Annotated in this window: 12 protein-coding genes; 10 read left to right on the forward strand and 2 right to left on the reverse strand. The window is 63.2% G+C overall.

What is annotated here, in order from left to right; all coding sequences use genetic code 11:
- Window positions 1-2: 2 nt before the first annotated feature.
- The 8 genes from BCY88_RS12505 to BCY88_RS12540 all read left to right on the forward strand — a co-directional run bounded on the left by BCY88_RS12505 (window position 3) and on the right by BCY88_RS12540 (window position 9,829).
- Window positions 3-557, forward strand: coding sequence for a flavin reductase family protein (locus BCY88_RS12505; RefSeq protein ID WP_183081351.1), 555 nt, complete (start codon window positions 3-5; stop codon window positions 555-557).
- Window positions 558-617: 60 nt separating this feature from the next.
- Window positions 618-1,319, forward strand: coding sequence for a GntR family transcriptional regulator (locus BCY88_RS12510; RefSeq protein WP_120344551.1), 702 nt, complete (start codon window positions 618-620; stop codon window positions 1,317-1,319).
- Between the two features lie 70 nt (window positions 1,320-1,389).
- The gene (locus tag BCY88_RS12515) at window positions 1,390-2,136 is read left to right on the forward strand and encodes an HpcH/HpaI aldolase family protein (RefSeq protein WP_120344552.1); all 747 of its coding nucleotides are present in this window, start codon (window positions 1,390-1,392) and stop codon (window positions 2,134-2,136) included.
- Window positions 2,137-2,224: 88 nt separating this feature from the next.
- The gene (locus tag BCY88_RS12520; RefSeq protein ID WP_120344553.1) at window positions 2,225-3,559 is read left to right on the forward strand and encodes an MFS transporter; all 1,335 of its coding nucleotides are present in this window, start codon (window positions 2,225-2,227) and stop codon (window positions 3,557-3,559) included.
- 14 nt (window positions 3,560-3,573) lie between these two features.
- The gene (locus BCY88_RS12525; protein ID WP_120344554.1) at window positions 3,574-4,998 is read left to right on the forward strand and encodes an FAD-binding oxidoreductase; all 1,425 of its coding nucleotides are present in this window, start codon (window positions 3,574-3,576) and stop codon (window positions 4,996-4,998) included.
- 95 nt (window positions 4,999-5,093) lie between these two features.
- Complete coding sequence (locus tag BCY88_RS12530; protein WP_120344555.1) at window positions 5,094-7,340, forward strand: thiamine pyrophosphate-dependent enzyme; 2,247 nt, start codon at window positions 5,094-5,096, stop codon at window positions 7,338-7,340.
- Complete coding sequence (locus tag BCY88_RS12535; RefSeq protein WP_120344556.1) at window positions 7,333-8,955, forward strand: indolepyruvate oxidoreductase subunit beta family protein; 1,623 nt, start codon at window positions 7,333-7,335, stop codon at window positions 8,953-8,955. Before BCY88_RS12530 ends, BCY88_RS12535 begins: the two co-directional genes overlap by 8 nt.
- A gap of 88 nt (window positions 8,956-9,043) precedes the next feature.
- Window positions 9,044-9,829 (forward strand): cyclase family protein, encoded by a 786-nt coding sequence (locus BCY88_RS12540; RefSeq protein WP_120344557.1) that lies wholly within the window; start codon window positions 9,044-9,046, stop codon window positions 9,827-9,829.
- Window positions 9,830-9,928: 99 nt separating this feature from the next.
- Here BCY88_RS12540 and BCY88_RS12545 read toward each other — a convergent pair whose 3' ends face one another.
- Window positions 9,929-10,819 (reverse strand): LysR family transcriptional regulator, encoded by an 891-nt coding sequence (locus BCY88_RS12545; RefSeq protein ID WP_120344558.1) that lies wholly within the window; start codon window positions 10,817-10,819, stop codon window positions 9,929-9,931.
- A gap of 200 nt (window positions 10,820-11,019) precedes the next feature.
- Here BCY88_RS12545 and BCY88_RS12550 point away from each other — a divergent pair, with 200 nt between their 5' ends.
- Window positions 11,020-12,177, forward strand: coding sequence for a porin (locus tag BCY88_RS12550; RefSeq protein ID WP_120344559.1), 1,158 nt, complete (start codon window positions 11,020-11,022; stop codon window positions 12,175-12,177).
- Window positions 12,178-12,244: 67 nt separating this feature from the next.
- Window positions 12,245-14,695: a penicillin acylase family protein gene (locus BCY88_RS12555; RefSeq protein ID WP_120344560.1), complete on the forward strand. Its 2,451-nt coding sequence runs from the start codon at window positions 12,245-12,247 to the stop codon at window positions 14,693-14,695.
- A gap of 38 nt (window positions 14,696-14,733) precedes the next feature.
- On the opposite strand, the gene BCY88_RS12560 is transcribed toward BCY88_RS12555, so the two are convergent.
- Window positions 14,734-15,954, reverse strand: a complete 1,221-nt coding sequence (locus BCY88_RS12560) for an MFS transporter (protein WP_120344561.1) — start codon at window positions 15,952-15,954, stop codon at window positions 14,734-14,736.
- Window positions 15,955-16,027 lie beyond the last annotated feature (73 nt).

Consider the following 16,027-nt stretch of genomic DNA (forward strand, 5'->3'; position numbering starts at 1 on the left):
CGATGAACCCAACACCCCCCACGCTTCCTTCTACGAATCAGCCGCTGGCGGAAGCCTTTCGCGCCGGCATGCGCCGTCTCGCTGCCGGCGTGTGCGTGGTGGCTGCACGCAATGGAGCGGGTATCCCGCTCGGCGTTACGGCGACCGCGCTGTGCTCACTGACGATCGAGCCGCCCGCATTACTGGTGTGCGTGAACCTGAGTTCTCCACTCGCGCAGTGGCTTACAACGGGTGCCGGCTTCTCGGTCAATCTGCTCGGTCATGACCATGAAAGACTGGCGCGCGTATTCGGCGGGATGGCCGGTGTGCCACGCGAAGCGCGCTTCGATCATGGCGAATGGCGTGAAGGTGCGGACGGCGCGCCTCATCTCGCGGATGCGCTGGCGAATTTCCAGTGCAGCGTTGCGAGAACCACCGATTACGGTACACATCGCGTGGTGATAGGCGCTGTCGATGCGGTCTCGCTGGGCGAGGCCGCGGCGGCACTGGTCTATCGCGACGGGGCATTTCATCCTCTTCCTGCGATACAGACAGAAAGTCGCGCATCTACTGCTTGACTAACGCGCCCCTTCACCATAATCTGAATTCAGAATTCGTAAATCAAACAAGGAACCACTGTGGCCCAGTCCGACGACAAGGTTGTCAAACTTCCGCGGCGAACCGCTCTCAAGCCAACCACGCTTAGCGAGAGCATTTATCAGGAGGTGCGTGGCCGTCTGCAGCGCGGTGAGATCGGCACGGAAGAGCGTGTGCTCGACTACGAAATTGCCGCGGAATTCGACTGTACCCGCATGCCGGTTCGCCAGGCGCTCTTGCGGCTCGCGAACGAAGGCTATCTGGTCGGCACCACGCGCGGTTTCGTTGTGCCGACCATTACCGGCGACGACATCCACGAGATTTTCGAAGTACGCCGGCTGCTTGAACCGGCCGCAGCGGCGAGCGCTGCCGCGGTACTGACGGACAAGCAGGAGGGCGAACTCAAGAAGGCGTACCAGAAGGCGCGCCGTGCGTACGACAAGCAGGATGTCGATCAGATGATTTCGGCCAACGTCGAGTTTCGTGCGACGTGGCTCGAGGCGGTCCAGAACGCGCGCCTGCGCTCCACCATCCTGCGCTTCGTGGATCACGCGCAGCAGGTCCGTATCGGCACGCTCAACAACCGCTCGACGCAGAAGATCGTGATCGACGGCATGCGGGCTTTGCTCGAAGCATTTGTCGAACGCGACCCGAAGCTGATCAAGGTGGCCATGCTCGAATTCATGCTGAACGCCGAGCAACAGTATTTCGCGTTGCTTAACGGTGACAAGTCGGACGAATAACGCCACAGGCAGCACTACGAAGCTACGGGCGCTGCAAGCGCCGAATTTCAGAACCAGAGCAGGAGACAGTGTGCACGACACCCCGATTCTTTCGATGCTGCATGACAGACAGGCGATCGACCTCATCTGGCTTGCGTTGGGCAGTCCGGCCATCGCGGAGATCGCCGCGCAGGCGCGGCCAGGCGCGATTGTGATCGACATGCAGCACGGCTTGTGGGACCGTGCATCGCTCGAAGCGGCGGTGGGCATCGTGCGTAACAGCACCCGCGTTATCGTGCGCTGCGCCGACGACTCGCCGACTTCGATCGCGCAGGCGCTCGATTCGGGCGCGCATTCGGTCCTGATTCCCTTGATCGAAAGCGGGCGTGCGGCGGCGGATGCCGCATCGGCGAGCCGCTATCCGCCGGAAGGCACCCGCTCGGCGGGCGGTGTGCGGCCCCTGTTGCGCGGCGTCGAGACACTGCTCGAAGCCAATCGCGAAGTAGCGGTCGGCGTGATGATCGAAACCGTCGCGGGGGTCGAACAGGCCCATGCGATCGCGCGGGCAAAGGGCGTCGACTACATCTTCATCGGCACGGGCGATCTGGCCATGTCGCGCGGCGCAAACCCGCCTGCCGACATTGAACGCGATTGTGAACAGGTCCGCAGGGCCGCGCTGGAAGGCGGCCTGCCGTGCGGCATTTTTACGTCCAGCGCCGCCGATGCCGCGATGCGCCTCGAAGCCGGCTACACGCTGGCGGTGGTCGCCAACGATATCGAACTGGTCAGACGCGGCGTGGCCGATGCACGCGCGGCGTTGAAGACACGCACGACATAACGAAACCGGCAGAAGCAGCAGTTTGGCGGCGATGCGTGATGCACGCGCTGCGGTCTGCGCACGTCCATTCTTTTCGTCAGGAGTCGAGATGACTGCACGAAGCACTGTTCTCGCATCCGCGCCGACGCTCGAGCACGGGGTCGAGCGGGCGCTGTTCACCAGGATCGCGTGGCGTCTGATGCCGTTTCTGTTCTGCTGTTATCTGATCGCGCAAATCGACCGGATGAACGTGAGCTTCGCCAAGCTCGAAATGCTGCAGGATCTCGGCTTTTCGGAAACGGTGTACGGCCTCGGCGCGGGCATCTTCTTCGCCGGTTATGTGCTGTTCGAGGTGCCGAGCAACATGATGCTCAAGCGCTTCGGCGCGCATCGCTGGATCGGGCGCATCATGATTTCGTGGGGGCTGCTGTCGGCCGCCACGCTGTTCGTCACCACGCCCACTCAGTTCTACTTCATGCGCTTCCTGCTCGGCGTGGCGGAAGCGGGATTCTTCCCCGGCATCATCTTCTATCTGACCCAGTGGTTCACCACGCGCTATCGCACGCGTATGACCGCGATTTTCATGACGGCGATCGCAGTGGCGGGGTTGCTCGTCGGTCCCGTGTCGGGTCTGATTCTGCGCGGCATGCCGGGATGGCACGGCTTGCACGGCTGGCAGTGGTTGTTTCTGATCGAGGGCGTGCCCGCGGTTGCGCTCGGCCTTGCCTCGCTCATCTATCTCGACGCCACGCCGCAGCATGCGACATGGCTGAGCGCCGAGGAGAAGCTCGCGCTCAACGAGGCGCTCGCCGCGGAGCAAACCAGTGCGGCGGATTCGCGGCTTGCCGACGTGTTCCGTTCGCCGCGCGTCTGGCTGCTCAGCGCGATTTATGGCTGCTACGGCATGTCGTTTTTCGGTTTCGTATTCTGGCTGCCGACGATCGTCAAATCCGCCGGCGTCGATAACCCGCTGCATATCGGTCTGTTGACGGCGATACCGTGGGCGGTCGCCGTACTCGCGATGATGCGCGTTGCCGCTTACGTGGATCGCCATCGCAACACGCGATCCGTGCTGATCGTGCTTGCGGTGCTGGCCGCGTTCGCGTGGGGGTTGAGTCCGCTGGTGCAGCACAACGCGGTGCTGTCGATGTCCGTGCTGACGCTGGCGATGTTCGGTTTGATGGCGTCGTTGCCGGTGTTCTGGAATCTGCCGACCACGCTGTTTCGCGGCTCGGCGGCGGCCGCGGCGATCGCGATGATCACGTCGCTCGGCAATCTGCCGGGATTCTTTTCGCCCTATATCGTGGGCTGGATCAAGCAGACCACCGGTTCGATGAACCTCGCGATGGCGTTGTTCGCCGCCGTCACCTTGCTGGGCGCAATCCTGCTTGCCGTGCTGCGCGATGACCCGCGTGAGGCGGCCCGCTCACAACCTGCCACCTGATACGCCAGACCATCATGATCCAGCTTGCACATGAAGACGCTGCCTTGCCGGCCGACGCCATCGGTGAATTGATCGCCCAGCTTGGCGCCGAAGTCGTGACGCTGCCGGACGCATTCGGCAGCCGTAATTTCACGGACTGGAGCGGCGTGGCGGGTGCGCAGCCCCGCGCGCTGATCCGCCCACGCAATACAGCCGAAGTGGCGCGTGCGCTGGCGATCTGCCAGCGGCACCGGCAGCCTGTCGTGACGCAAGGCGGTTTGACCGGGCTGGCCGGCGGCGCCTGTCTGTGCGGCGGCGAAGTGGCGCTGAGTCTGGAGCGCATGAACGCGATCGAGTCGCTCGATACGGTATCGGGCACGATGACGGTTCAGACCGGCGCCCTGCTGCAAACCGTCCAGGAGGCGGCTCTCGCGGCGGGATGGTTCTTCCCGCTGGATCTGGGCGCGCGGGGCAGTTGCACGATCGGCGGCAATCTGGCTACCAACGCGGGCGGCAATCGCGTGATCCGCTACGGGATGATGCGCGACCAGGTGCTCGCCGTCGAAGCGGTGTGTGCCGACGGTGCCGTGATCGGCGAGTTGCAGCCGATGATCAAGAACAACTGCGGCTACGACACGAGGAACCTGCTGATCGGCAGCGAAGGGACCCTAGCCGTGCTGACACGCGCGGTGTTGCGTTTGCGGCCCCGGCCGCGCTCGGTGGCCACGGCATGGTGCGGGCTCGCCGACTACGCGGCTGTGACGCGGCTGCTGACGGTTGCACAGGCGGAATTGCCGGCCGGCGTATCGGCCTTCGAGGTGATGTGGCCGGGCTACTACGACTTCGTACTCGACCGGTTGCCCGCGTTGCGTGCTCCCCTCGCGCAGCGTCACGCGTTCTATGTGCTGCTCGAAAGCACGGGAGGCGATGCGGCGCGCCACACGGAGGATTTCGAGAACGCGCTTGCTGGTCTACTCGAAGACGGCACGGTGACCGACGCCGCGATCGCGTCGAACGAGCGCGATGCGCTCGCGTTCTGGGCGATCCGCGACGCACCGGGCGAGTACCCCAAGCTGATTCCCGGCATGGTGGCGTTCGATATCAGCTTCCCGATCGCGCAGATCGGCGAGGTCGCGCAACGCTGCGAGACGGCGCTGAAAACGCGCTGGCCGGACTGCGTCGCGCTGGTCTATGGCCACCTCGGCGACGGCAATCTGCATGTCGTCGTGCATCGCCCAGGTATCTCGAAGGAAACGGCACGGGACATCGAAACGCTCGTATACGGCCTCACACGCGAATACAACGGCTCGGTATCGGCCGAGCACGGGATCGGGCTGAAGAAGCGCGATGTTCTCGGCCATACGCGCAAGCCCGAGCATGTCAGATCGATGCGTGCCATCAAGGCCGCGCTCGATCCCTGCAACATTCTGAACCCTCACAAACTGTTTGGTACTGACTGAGCCGTACCGGACGGCGCAGCACAAGGGGGCTGTTGCGCGCAGCAGACCGCCTTGTATGCCGCGGCCCGCACGCTCATCGCAAGGAAAGCATCGACATGGCTGAAAGATCGTTTAAGGCTGAAGTGGAGAAACTGCGCACGCCGGCAGGCGAGGAGTTTCGCGGCGAAGGTATTCTGGGCGTCACCAAGGCGCTGCTGCAATCGGGTGTGTCGTATGTGGCCGGTTATCAGGGGGCGCCGATTTCGCATCTGATGGACGTGCTCGCGGATGCCAATGACATTCTCGAAGAACTCGGCGTGCACTTCGAGAGCAGCGCGAGCGAAGCGACGGCCGCGGCGACGCTCGCAGCTTCCGTCAATTATCCGCTGCGCGGCGCGGTCACGTTCAAGGCGACGGTGGGCACCAACGTCGCTTCGGACGCTCTGGCCAATCTCGCCTCAGGCGGTGTGACAGGCGGCGCGCTGATCATTGTGGGCGAGGATTACGGCGAGGGCTCGAGCATCATGCAGGAGCGCTCACATGCCTTCGCCATGAAGTCGCAGATCTGGTTGCTCGACCCGCGCCCGAACCTGCCTTCGATCGTCCATGCCGTCGAAAAGAGTTTCGAACTGTCCGAAGCGAGCAATACGCCGGTCATGCTGCAGATGCGGATCCGCGCGTGCCATGTCCATGGACGTTTCATCGCCAGCGAGAATATCCGGCCCGCGTTCACGCTCAAGGATGCGATCGAGAATCCGGTGCGCGACGTCAGCCGGATTGTCCTGCCGCCCGCGAGTTTTCTTCATGAAGAGGAGAAGATCCAGCGCCGCTGGCCGGCCGCGATCGAATTCATTAAACGCGAAAAGCTGAACGAGTTCTTCGGCGACGAACACGGCGATATCGGCATCGTCACGCAAGGCGGCATGTACAACACGCTGATGCGCGCGCTTCAATTGCTCGGTCTCGCGGACATTCACGGCAATACCGATGTGCCGCTCTATGTAATGAACGTCGCTTATCCGCTGGTCGACGACGAGGTCCGCGGCTTCTGCGAGAACAAACGTGCGGTGCTGATGATCGAGGAAGGTCAGCCGGAGTTCGTCGAACAGTCCGTCAACCTGATTCTCAGACAGGCGGATATCGGCGCGCGGCTGCACGGCAAGGATATGTTGCCGCGCGCCGGCGAATACACGCCGGTTGCGGTGATGAAGGGGCTACTGAAGTTCTTCGAACGCTATTGGCTGAATTGGAACGGCCGGGCGGCGCTGTCCGAGGGCGTGCTTGCGGCCATCGCGCCGCAGCGGCCGGTGTCCGTGCCGGTGCGCGTCGCAGCCGCCGGCGGGGCGGCGGACGATGAGGTGGCCGGGCAGGCCGTGGCACGGGTGGCCGAACCGCCCGTAGCGGCGCCGGCGCCTGAGTTGCATCCAAGGCCACCGTCGTTCTGCACCGGCTGTCCTGAACGGCCGATTTTCACCGCCATGAAACTGGTGGAACGCGAACTCGGTGCACATCATGTCAGTTGCGACATTGGCTGCCATCTGTTTTCGATTCTGCCGCCGTTCAATCTCGGCGCGACAACGATGGGTTACGGGCTCGGCTGGGCCGGCTCCGCCGCGTTCAATACCCGCGAAACGCAGCGCCGCACGATCAGCATGATGGGCGACGGTGGCTTCTGGCACAACGGGCTGACGAGCGGTGTCGGCAATGCCGTGTTCAACAAAAACAATAACGTGCTGGTGATCGTCGACAACGGCTACTCAGCTGCAACGGGTGGCCAGGACATCCTGTCGTCGCGCGCGGCCAACGCGATCCGCGCGACCAATAATCCGATTGAAACAGCGGTGCGCGGCGTCGGCGTGAAATGGGTCAGGACGATCACGCATACCTACAACGTCGCGCAGATGCGCGACACCTTGCGTGACGCGCTCACCACGCCCGAGACCGGGCCGAAGGTCATCATCGCGCAATCCGAATGCATGCTGAACCGGCAGCGCCGCGTCAAGCCGCTGATGAAGAAACTGGCGAGCGAGGGTAAGCGCGTAGTGCGCGAGCGCTTCGGCGTCGATGCCGATACCTGCACGGGCGATCATTCGTGTATCCGCCTGTCAGGCTGTCCCTCGCTGACGGTGGCGGACAATCCCGATCCGCTGCGGCGCGAACCCGTTGCCGCCGTGCTGAACAGTTGCGTGGGTTGCGGCTTGTGCGGAGAGGTGTCGCACTCGGCGGTGCTGTGCCCGTCGTTCTATCGCGCGGAAGTCATTACGAACCCGGGCTGGTGGGACAGATTGTCGGCGCGCCTGGCGGGTGCCGTGATCGGCTGGTTGCAGAAACGCGTGGCTGCACGGGAGATCCGCTATGTCTGAGCGTCCGATCGGTATCGCGATTCTGGCGATGGGAGGCGAGGGCGGCGGCGTGCTCGCCGACTGGATCGTCGATCTGGCCGAACACGAGGGCTATCCGGCGCAGACCACGTCGGTGCCGGGCGTTGCGCAGCGCACCGGCGCGACGATCTACTACGTCGAGTTTCGTCCCTGCGCGCTCGATGCTCACGACCGCGCGCACGAGCCGGTTCTGTCGCTCGTGCCGACGCCGGGCGACGTCGACATTGTGCTGGCATCCGAGTTGATGGAGATGGGGCGTGCGATCCAGCGTGGACTCGTCACGCCGGACAGGACCACGCTGATCGCCTCCACTCACCGCGTGTATTCGATGACCGAGAAGACGTCGATGAGCGACGGCCGCGTCGATCCTCGTCCATTTGTCGCGCAGGCGCAGAAAGCCGCGAAGCATTTCGTCCACGCCGATTTCGCACGGATCGCCGAGAACAACGGGAGCGTGATCAGTGCGGCTTTGTTCGGTGCACTGGCGGGCGCCAACGCGCTGCCTTTTTCGCGTGAGCAATTCGAAGCCGCGATCAAACGGGCGGGCGTCGGTGTGCAAAGCAGTCTCAAGGCCTTTGCTGCGGGATTCGAAACGGCGGTGGGGGCGGGCAGCAATACGGCTCAGGAAAAGGCCCGGCTGCCGGGCGATGCTGTGCCGGCACGGCGGAGTCAGCCATTCGATATCGGTGCGGCGAACCATCCGGAGATCGCCGCGCTTGATCGACGCATACAAAGCGAATTTCCCGTTGAAGTCGCGGACATTCTGCACCGTGCGGTGCGCCGACTCGCGGACTATCAGGACGCGGGGTACGCGCACGCGTATCTGGAACGCCTCAAACCACTGCATGCCGCGGACGATGCTGCCACCTACGCGGTGCGCGGCGACGAATTGCTGCTCGCCGAAACGGCGCGGCATCTTGCGCTCTGGATGTCGTATGAAGACACCGTGCGAGTCGCCGAACTGAAAATCCGCGCTACCCGGTTCACCCGTGTGCGAGACGAGGTCAAAGCTACGCCCGAACAACTGTTGCACATCAACGAATTTCTGCATCCCCGGGTCGAGGAGATTGCCGACACGCTGCCAGCCGCGCTGGGCCGCTGGCTGCTGAAGCCAGGCGCACTGCGTTCGATGGTCGAGCGGTTGACATCGCGCGGACGCGTTGTGCGGACCACTTCGTTGCGCGGTTTCCTGATGCTGTATGGCGTAGCTTCGCTGCGTGGCGCGCGGCGCCGTTCCTTGCGCTACCAGCGCGAGCACGCGGAAATCGACGCGTGGCTGGCACGCACGCTGCGCTACGCAGCTCGCGACTATTCGCTCGCGCTTGAGATTGCGCGCAGTCAGCGTCTCGTGAAGGGCTACGGCGACACGCACGCGCGGGGCATGCGTAACTACAGAAAGATCGAGGCCGTCATACCGCTCGTGGCCCGAACCGCCGCGCCGGCCGCTCGTCTGAAAGCGCTCTGCGAAGCCGCGCTGGCCGACGAAGAGGGCGAGCGTCTCGACGCGCTTCTCGATGAGCTGCGGCGCAACGACCGGCGAACCGGGCAGGACAGCGCGGACGTGGCGTCCGCCACTGTGAGTTCCGCCACGCATTGACAGCTTGCACAACCGGTTGCAGACGCATTCAGCGCGATCCGCAACCGCCCGTATCGAACTGACACTCGACCGTACAAAGGAACCCGTCATGCCGACTCTGCTGAACCAGCTTGCCCACGCGCTCGAACAGGGCACGATTCAGGTGATCGATCTGAGCCAGAGCCTTCACCACCGCACGCCGATCATCTCGCTGCCGCCTCAGTATGGACAAAGCGCACCATTTCGCATGGAGGAGATTTCGCGCTATGACGAACGCGGCCCTGGCTGGTACTGGAACAATTTGTCCTGCGGCGAACATACCGGTACGCACTTCGATGCGCCGGTTCACTGGGTGACGGGCAAGGACTTTGCCGACAATACGACCGACACGATTCCGGTCGGCAACTTTATCGCGCCGGCCTGCGTGATCGACGTGTCGGCGCGCGTGAAGGAGGATAGCGACTATCTGTTGACCGTTGCCGACGTAGAGGCGTGGGAGGCGGAGCACGGCCGCATTCCCGCGGGCTCATGGGTGTTGATGCGCACGGACTGGTCGCGGCGCACCGATCCCGACGCGTTCCTGAATGCGCGCGAGGACGGTAGTCATACGCCGGGGCCGCATCCCGATCTGCCCGAGTTTCTGGCGCGGGAGCGCGATGTGCTCGGCTGGGGCGCCGAAGGTGTGGGAACCGATGCGGGTCAGGCTTATGCGTTCTCGAAGCCATTCCCGTGTCATTCGACGATGCACGGCAACAACAAATTCGGGCTCGCGAGCCTGGTCAACCTGGACCGATTGCCCGCGACCGGCGCGATGCTGATTACGCCGCCACTGAAGATCGTTGGCGGCTCGGGAAGCCCTTGCCGGGTGCTCGCGCTCGTTGAGCGCGGAGTCTGATGCTGATGCGCTGACGTGCTGACGTGCTGACGTGCGGCCGGGTCCGGTTCCAGGGCACGCACCAGGTTGTATTCCACTCGATCGCTGGAGCACGGCGCGTCATCTGCGCGCCGCACTCTCCAGACACGACACGAACTGCGCAACCGCAGGTGTCGGCAACAGATCGCGCCGCGAAATAATGCTCAGATCGTAACCAGGCATGGTTTCTTCGATATTCGCCACATGAATCCCGAGCGGCGTCACCATGGTCGCCAGCGCCTTGGTGAAGCAGCCGATCATATCCGTCTGCGAGACGAGCCCGAGCGCCACCGCAAATGACGAAGGCGCATGCAGCAAGCGTTTGGGTACAGGCAGGCCATGCGTCGTGAACATGGTAGTCAGCACGCTCTGGGAGAAATGGTCGGAGCCGCCCGTGGCAATCCATTCCGCGTCGAGCAACTGCTCCAGCCGGGTCGAGTTTTCAAGCGGATGACCGGCGCGCATCGCAACCACGAACTGCGTTGAATAAAGCGGCACCTGGACCAGATCGCTCTCGAGTTCAGGGACATGGCGAATCGCCGCGATGTCGATCTTGCCGCTGCGCAGTTGCGCCAACGCGTCCAGCACGGTGACTTCCTGCATATGCAGCTTGACGAGCGGCATGGCACGGCGAAACGCCGTCACCGCCTTTGGCAGGAAGGTCAGCGCAACAGACGGCATGGTTCCGATACTGACCTTTCCCATCAATTCGCCGCTCACCTGCTTGACCGATTCAATGGTGCGTTGCATGTCGGCCAGCAATTGCTCGGCGCGCGGCAGCAGCGCGCGGCCGCATTCGGTGAGTTCGATGCCCCGTACGCCGCGCGTTACCAGTTCCACTTTCAATGCGCCTTCCAGTTCGCGGATCGTGCGCGTGACCGCCGGCTGCGTGAGGTCGAGATCGCGCGCGGCGCCTCGCAGGCTGCCGTGATGCGCGGCGGCGACGAATGCCTGTAGCTGCTGAAGTTTCATAGGGTTAACGCGGGAGATAAGGTCTGGTGATCGGGGTGAATAAAAAAGCATCTTATTTGAACAAAATGGCGCCGATATATTGAGCGCCACTTGATCGCGTTGACCCGAATTGTGCACGACGCACGACAACGTGACACATCGCATCGACTGAAACCGAATCAGGATCCGATCTGTTAATTGAACTGAGCGTCTCAACCACAATGAAGAAAAAAATCATCTTGATCGCCACGTTAGGATTGCCAGCATTCGCCGTTCCGGCTTTCGGACAAAGCAGTCTTTCACTGTCGGGCGTCATGGACGAGGGCCTCGTCGTCACCAACCACGCGAATCCGCACGGCGATGCCGCTTATCAGTTCCAGAGCGGCTACGCGCAAAGCAACATCGTCACGCTCAGTGGCACGGAAGATCTCGGTGGCGGACGAAAGATCACGTTCGTGCGCAAGACTTCGTTCGATATCAACAGTGGGCTATCCGCTCCGGCTCGAACGTATATCGGCATGTCGGATGAAAAGCTGGGCACCGTCACGCTCGGCCGTCAGTACGACTCCGTCCTCGATTATCTTGCCCCCGTGACAGCCAACGGCAACTGGGGCGGCGTGCTGCTTTCACACCCGCTGGATAACGACAATACGGACGGGTCGTTTCTGGTGAACAACGCTATCAAGTACGCGAGCGTGGAGTTTGCCGGTTTCCAGTTCGGCGGCATGTACGGTTTTAGCAACGACACGAAATTTGCCGACGACCGTCTGTACAGCTTTGGGGCGCAGTATGTGCACGGCCCACTGCAGCTTGCCGCGGCCTACCTGCAGGCCGACAACCCCGGCGCGCAAAACAGTGGCGCGACACCGGTTGGCGACGTGAACTTCACGGCAGCACGGTTACGCATCTTCGGCGCCGGCATCAACTATCAGATCGGGTCCGCAACGCTCGGTTTCGTCTATTCCAATACGAATGTCGGGAAACCGGTGAGTTCGAGCTGGTACACCGGTTCGTCGGGCACGACCCAGTTGGCCGGCAGCGGGCCGGATGCGTTCAGCCTGTTGAGGTTTCAGAACCTGGAATTCACCGGAACCTATCAGGTCACGCCGAGTTTCTTCGTCGGCGCGCAATACGTCTATACGCTGCTTGACGCCAATACGGCGGCGAGAAACATGAGCCTGAAATTTCATACGGCTGGGTTGATGGCGGATTACGTCCTGTCGAAGCGCACAGACATCTATGTGCAAGGCGCCTATGAAAAGGTCGCGGGCGACAAGACGGGCACCGTACTCGATTACGCCTATATCACCGGGGCCGGTGGGATTTCGTCGACCTCGAGTCAGATCGCGTTGCGCGCCGCGATCCGTCACAGATTCTGAACGGCCTGAAGCCGTTCAATGTCTTCCTCACGTGCTTTCCAATAACTGAAAAAATCCAGAAGGTACTATGAATCGCACCGTTGTCATTTCTCCACTGCTTATCTCCGTGTCGCTCGCGGCGGGATGCGCGCAGGCGCCCAGGTCCGAACCCGTCGTCGCTCAGGGCGCGCAACAGGTTCGTATCGATCGCGATGCCATGGGCGTTCCCCATGTTTTCGGCAACACCTCGGCGGCGGTGATGTATGGAGCGGGTTACGCCGAAGCACAGGACCGGCTCGCCGACATGGAACTCTCGCGCCGGCGGGCGTTGGGACGCACGGCGGAGGTGCTGGGGCCGTCGGCGGTCCAGTCGGACATCATCTCGCGCGATCGCAAGCTCGACAGTGCCGAACTGCTGCGTATGTATCACGAGATTCCGCCCGAGCATCAACGCATGATGCAGGCCTATGTCGACGGCGTGAACCAGGAGATCGCCGAGATCGAGCAGGACCCGGCTCACAGGACGCCTTATGAAATCGCGCACTGGGGTGTGAAACCGGAGCGTTGGACGCTCCTCGATTACCTGTCGATGATTTCCGGTTTCCCGCGTGATCGCGGCGGATTCGAGCTGCAGAACCAGGCGTTTTATAACGCGATGGTGGCGCGCCACGGCCAGACGGCCGGGCGCGAGATATTCGACGACGTCGTGCCGGTGAGCGACCCCGAATCCCCGACCGCGATACCGGCGGGCGAGGATCTCGCACCGGCGCGGCCTATGCCGCAGGCGACCTATCTGACGCTGGCGCAGACCGAAGAGGGCACGCCACCCGCGGCGGCCCCGGCGCCGAGCAACAACCATAGCCGGTGCCTCGTGATCGGCCCGCAGCGATCCGCGAGCGGCAAGGTGCTGATGCTGGAGTCGACCGCCGACGGCGCTGAGATTCATCTGCATGGCGGCGGTTTTGACAGCGCCGGCTTCACGTTGCCCTCCTGGGGCATCCCGATCATGGGACGCGGCCCGCATCATGGCTGGCTCATCACCTCCGGCCAGGAGGACACGACGGACACCTTCGCCGAACGTCTCAATCCGCAGGACCCTCATCAGTACTGGTACAAGGGCCAGTGGCGTCAGATGGAAGTCCACAACGAAAAAATCCTGGTCAAAGGCGCGGCGCCGGTCGATCACGAAGTGGCGCGCACGATTCACGGGACAGTGGTCAGCTGGGACAAACCGCATGGCGTGGCCTACACGCAGCGCTTCGCCGAACGTGGCCACGAACTGGACAACTGGGTCGCCGTCGTCGAAATGCAGCGGGCAGGTTCGCTCGCCGATTTCGAAACCAAAGGAATCGCACGGGTTTCAACCGACTTCGGCATCTGCTACGGCGACGAGAGCGGACAGATCGGTTTCTGGGAGACCGGTCTGCAGCCGAAGCGCGCACCCGGCACCGACCCGCGACTGCCCACGCCCGGCACCGGCGACTACGAATGGCAGGGCTTTCTGTCGCTCGCGGAGCGCCCGCACATGCTCAATCCGAAGCAGGGGTACATCCACAGCTGGAATAGCAAGGCGACCACCTGGTCGCGCGAAGGGGACGAGGGGCGCTTCGGTGCGACTTTCCGCACCTGGTTGGGAAATCGTCTCGGCGCCTCGTCCACATCGGTCACGCTGCTCGATATGGAGGACTACAACCAGCAGATCTGGAACGCGATGGGCGCGCGCGACCGGAATCAGACCTCCCCCGACTTTTTCGCACCGGTCCTGCGCGCGGCGGCCGCTGAAGCACATGACCCCCAGGTCTCGCAGGCCGTGGATCTGATGCTCTCGTGGAACGGCCTCTATGAAGATCGCGACGGCGACGGCTACTACGATAGCCCGGGCCTCACCCTGTTTCGCACGTGGCTGGAGGTCGCCCCCAAGATGATCTTCAGCGGTGCTACGCAAGACTGGTGGAACAAGATCGATGCCGACCGCTATCTCAAGTATCAGACGAGCTTGCTGTATCGTGCGCTGCAGGGATCGAAGGCCGGTCTGCCGGTCAAATTCGACTATTTCAATGGACGTTCACGCGATTCGGTCGTGATCGACACCATCCGGCAAACGATCGCAACGGCACGCAAGCAATTCCCCGGCAAGCCGATGGCCGCCTGGCGCATGCCGATTTACTGGAAATACTTTACGGATCAAGCTGACGACCCGGCGCGTTTGCCGCTTCCCGACGACGATGAACGAAGCAGCACGACATGGGCGGAGCTCGGTCTCGGACCGAAGATGGTGCCGTTGAATGGCGGCGAGCAGTGGGTCGGATTGATGGAGCTGGGCAACGGCCACCCCGTGCTCTATTCCGTGACCGAGGCCGGCGGACAGAATCAGTTCATCGATCCGTCGGGACATGGAACGCCGCATCTTACCGATCAGGTGCAGATGCACGCGCAGAACCATCTCAAACGGATCGACCTCGATCCGGAGGATGTCCGGCGCAGCCGGAGTTCTTCGGTGACGCTCGAGTACGACGGAGGGGTATCGCGGCTGCCGTGAGATTGTCGGTTGTGAGTCTGCCGGTCGCCGACCGGCAATCAGCATGCCCGCGGTGGAATCGCCTCTGAACGGTGACTCGAGCGCGGCGTCATTTTCTGAATCAAGACGAGCGCGAGGCCCGCCGCGGCGATGAGCGCTCCGGCAATGGGGACGGCTGAGTAGCCGAACCCCGCCGAAATGGCTGCGCCGCCCGCGGCCGCACCCAGTGCATTGCCGAGATTGAACGCGCCCACGTTGACCGATGACGCGAGCCCCGGCGCTTCGGCTGCGGCGCGCATCACACGCATCTGCAACGGCGGCACGACAGCGAACGTTGCAATACCCCACACGAGCAGGCCGATGGCGGCGCCGAGGTGGCTTGTCGCGATCGTCGGGAAGGCGAGCATGACCGCGATCAGCAGCACGAGGAAGCCGATCAGGCTGCCGTCGAGCGAGCGGTCGGCGAATCGGCCGCCCACGACGTTGCCGATCGAAAAGCCGATGCCGATCAACGCGAGCATCGCCGTAATGAACACGGGCGATGCGCCGGTGATCTGCGTCAGCGTCGGCGAGATGTAGGTGTAAAGCGTAAACATTGCACCCGCGCCGAGCACGGTCGTCGCCAGTGCGCTCAACACGGTGGGGCGCGTGAGGACCGCGAGTTCGCTGCGCAGGTCCGGCAGGCGGCCCGCTTCGCCCTTCGGCAGTACGGCAAACAGGCTCGCCATGGCAATCACGCCAAGCCCGGACGTTGCCGCGAACGACATGCGCCAGCCGATCGCCTCGCCGAGCCACGTCGCGACCGGCACGCCGCCGACGTTCGCGATGGTGAGCCCCATGAACATGGTTGCGATTGCGCTTGCTTGCCGCTCGCGCGGCACGAGGCTCGCTGCAACCACCGAGCCGAGTCCGAAGAACGCGCCGTGGTTCAGGCTGGTGACGAGCCGCGCGAGCAGCAGCGTGGTGTAGTTCGGCGCCACTGCCGAGAGCAGATTGCCGAGCGTAAAGATGCCCATCAGCATGATCAGCGCGGAGCGTTTCGGCCAGCGCGCGAGCGCGAGTGTCATCAGCGGCGCGCCGATCATGACGCCGATCGCGTAGGCGCTGATCAGCATGCCCGCGCCAGGGACGGATACGTGCAGGCCGCTGGCGATCGCGGGCAGCAGCCCCATCGGGGAGAATTCGGTCGTGCCGATGCCAAACGCGCCGACAGCGAGCGCAAAGAGCGGCAACGCCGCGCTACCGCGTGTGGACTCGCGGGAGGAAGTCGTGGAGATCATGCTTCATGCCTCACAGGAAGACCGGCCGAAAGACGGCTCAGGTCAGGATCAGAATATGGCCTGAAGTGTGCGC

Origin of the sequence: Paraburkholderia fungorum, assembly GCF_003610895.1 — a bacterium.
Classification (GTDB): domain Bacteria; phylum Pseudomonadota; class Gammaproteobacteria; order Burkholderiales; family Burkholderiaceae; genus Paraburkholderia; species Paraburkholderia fungorum_B.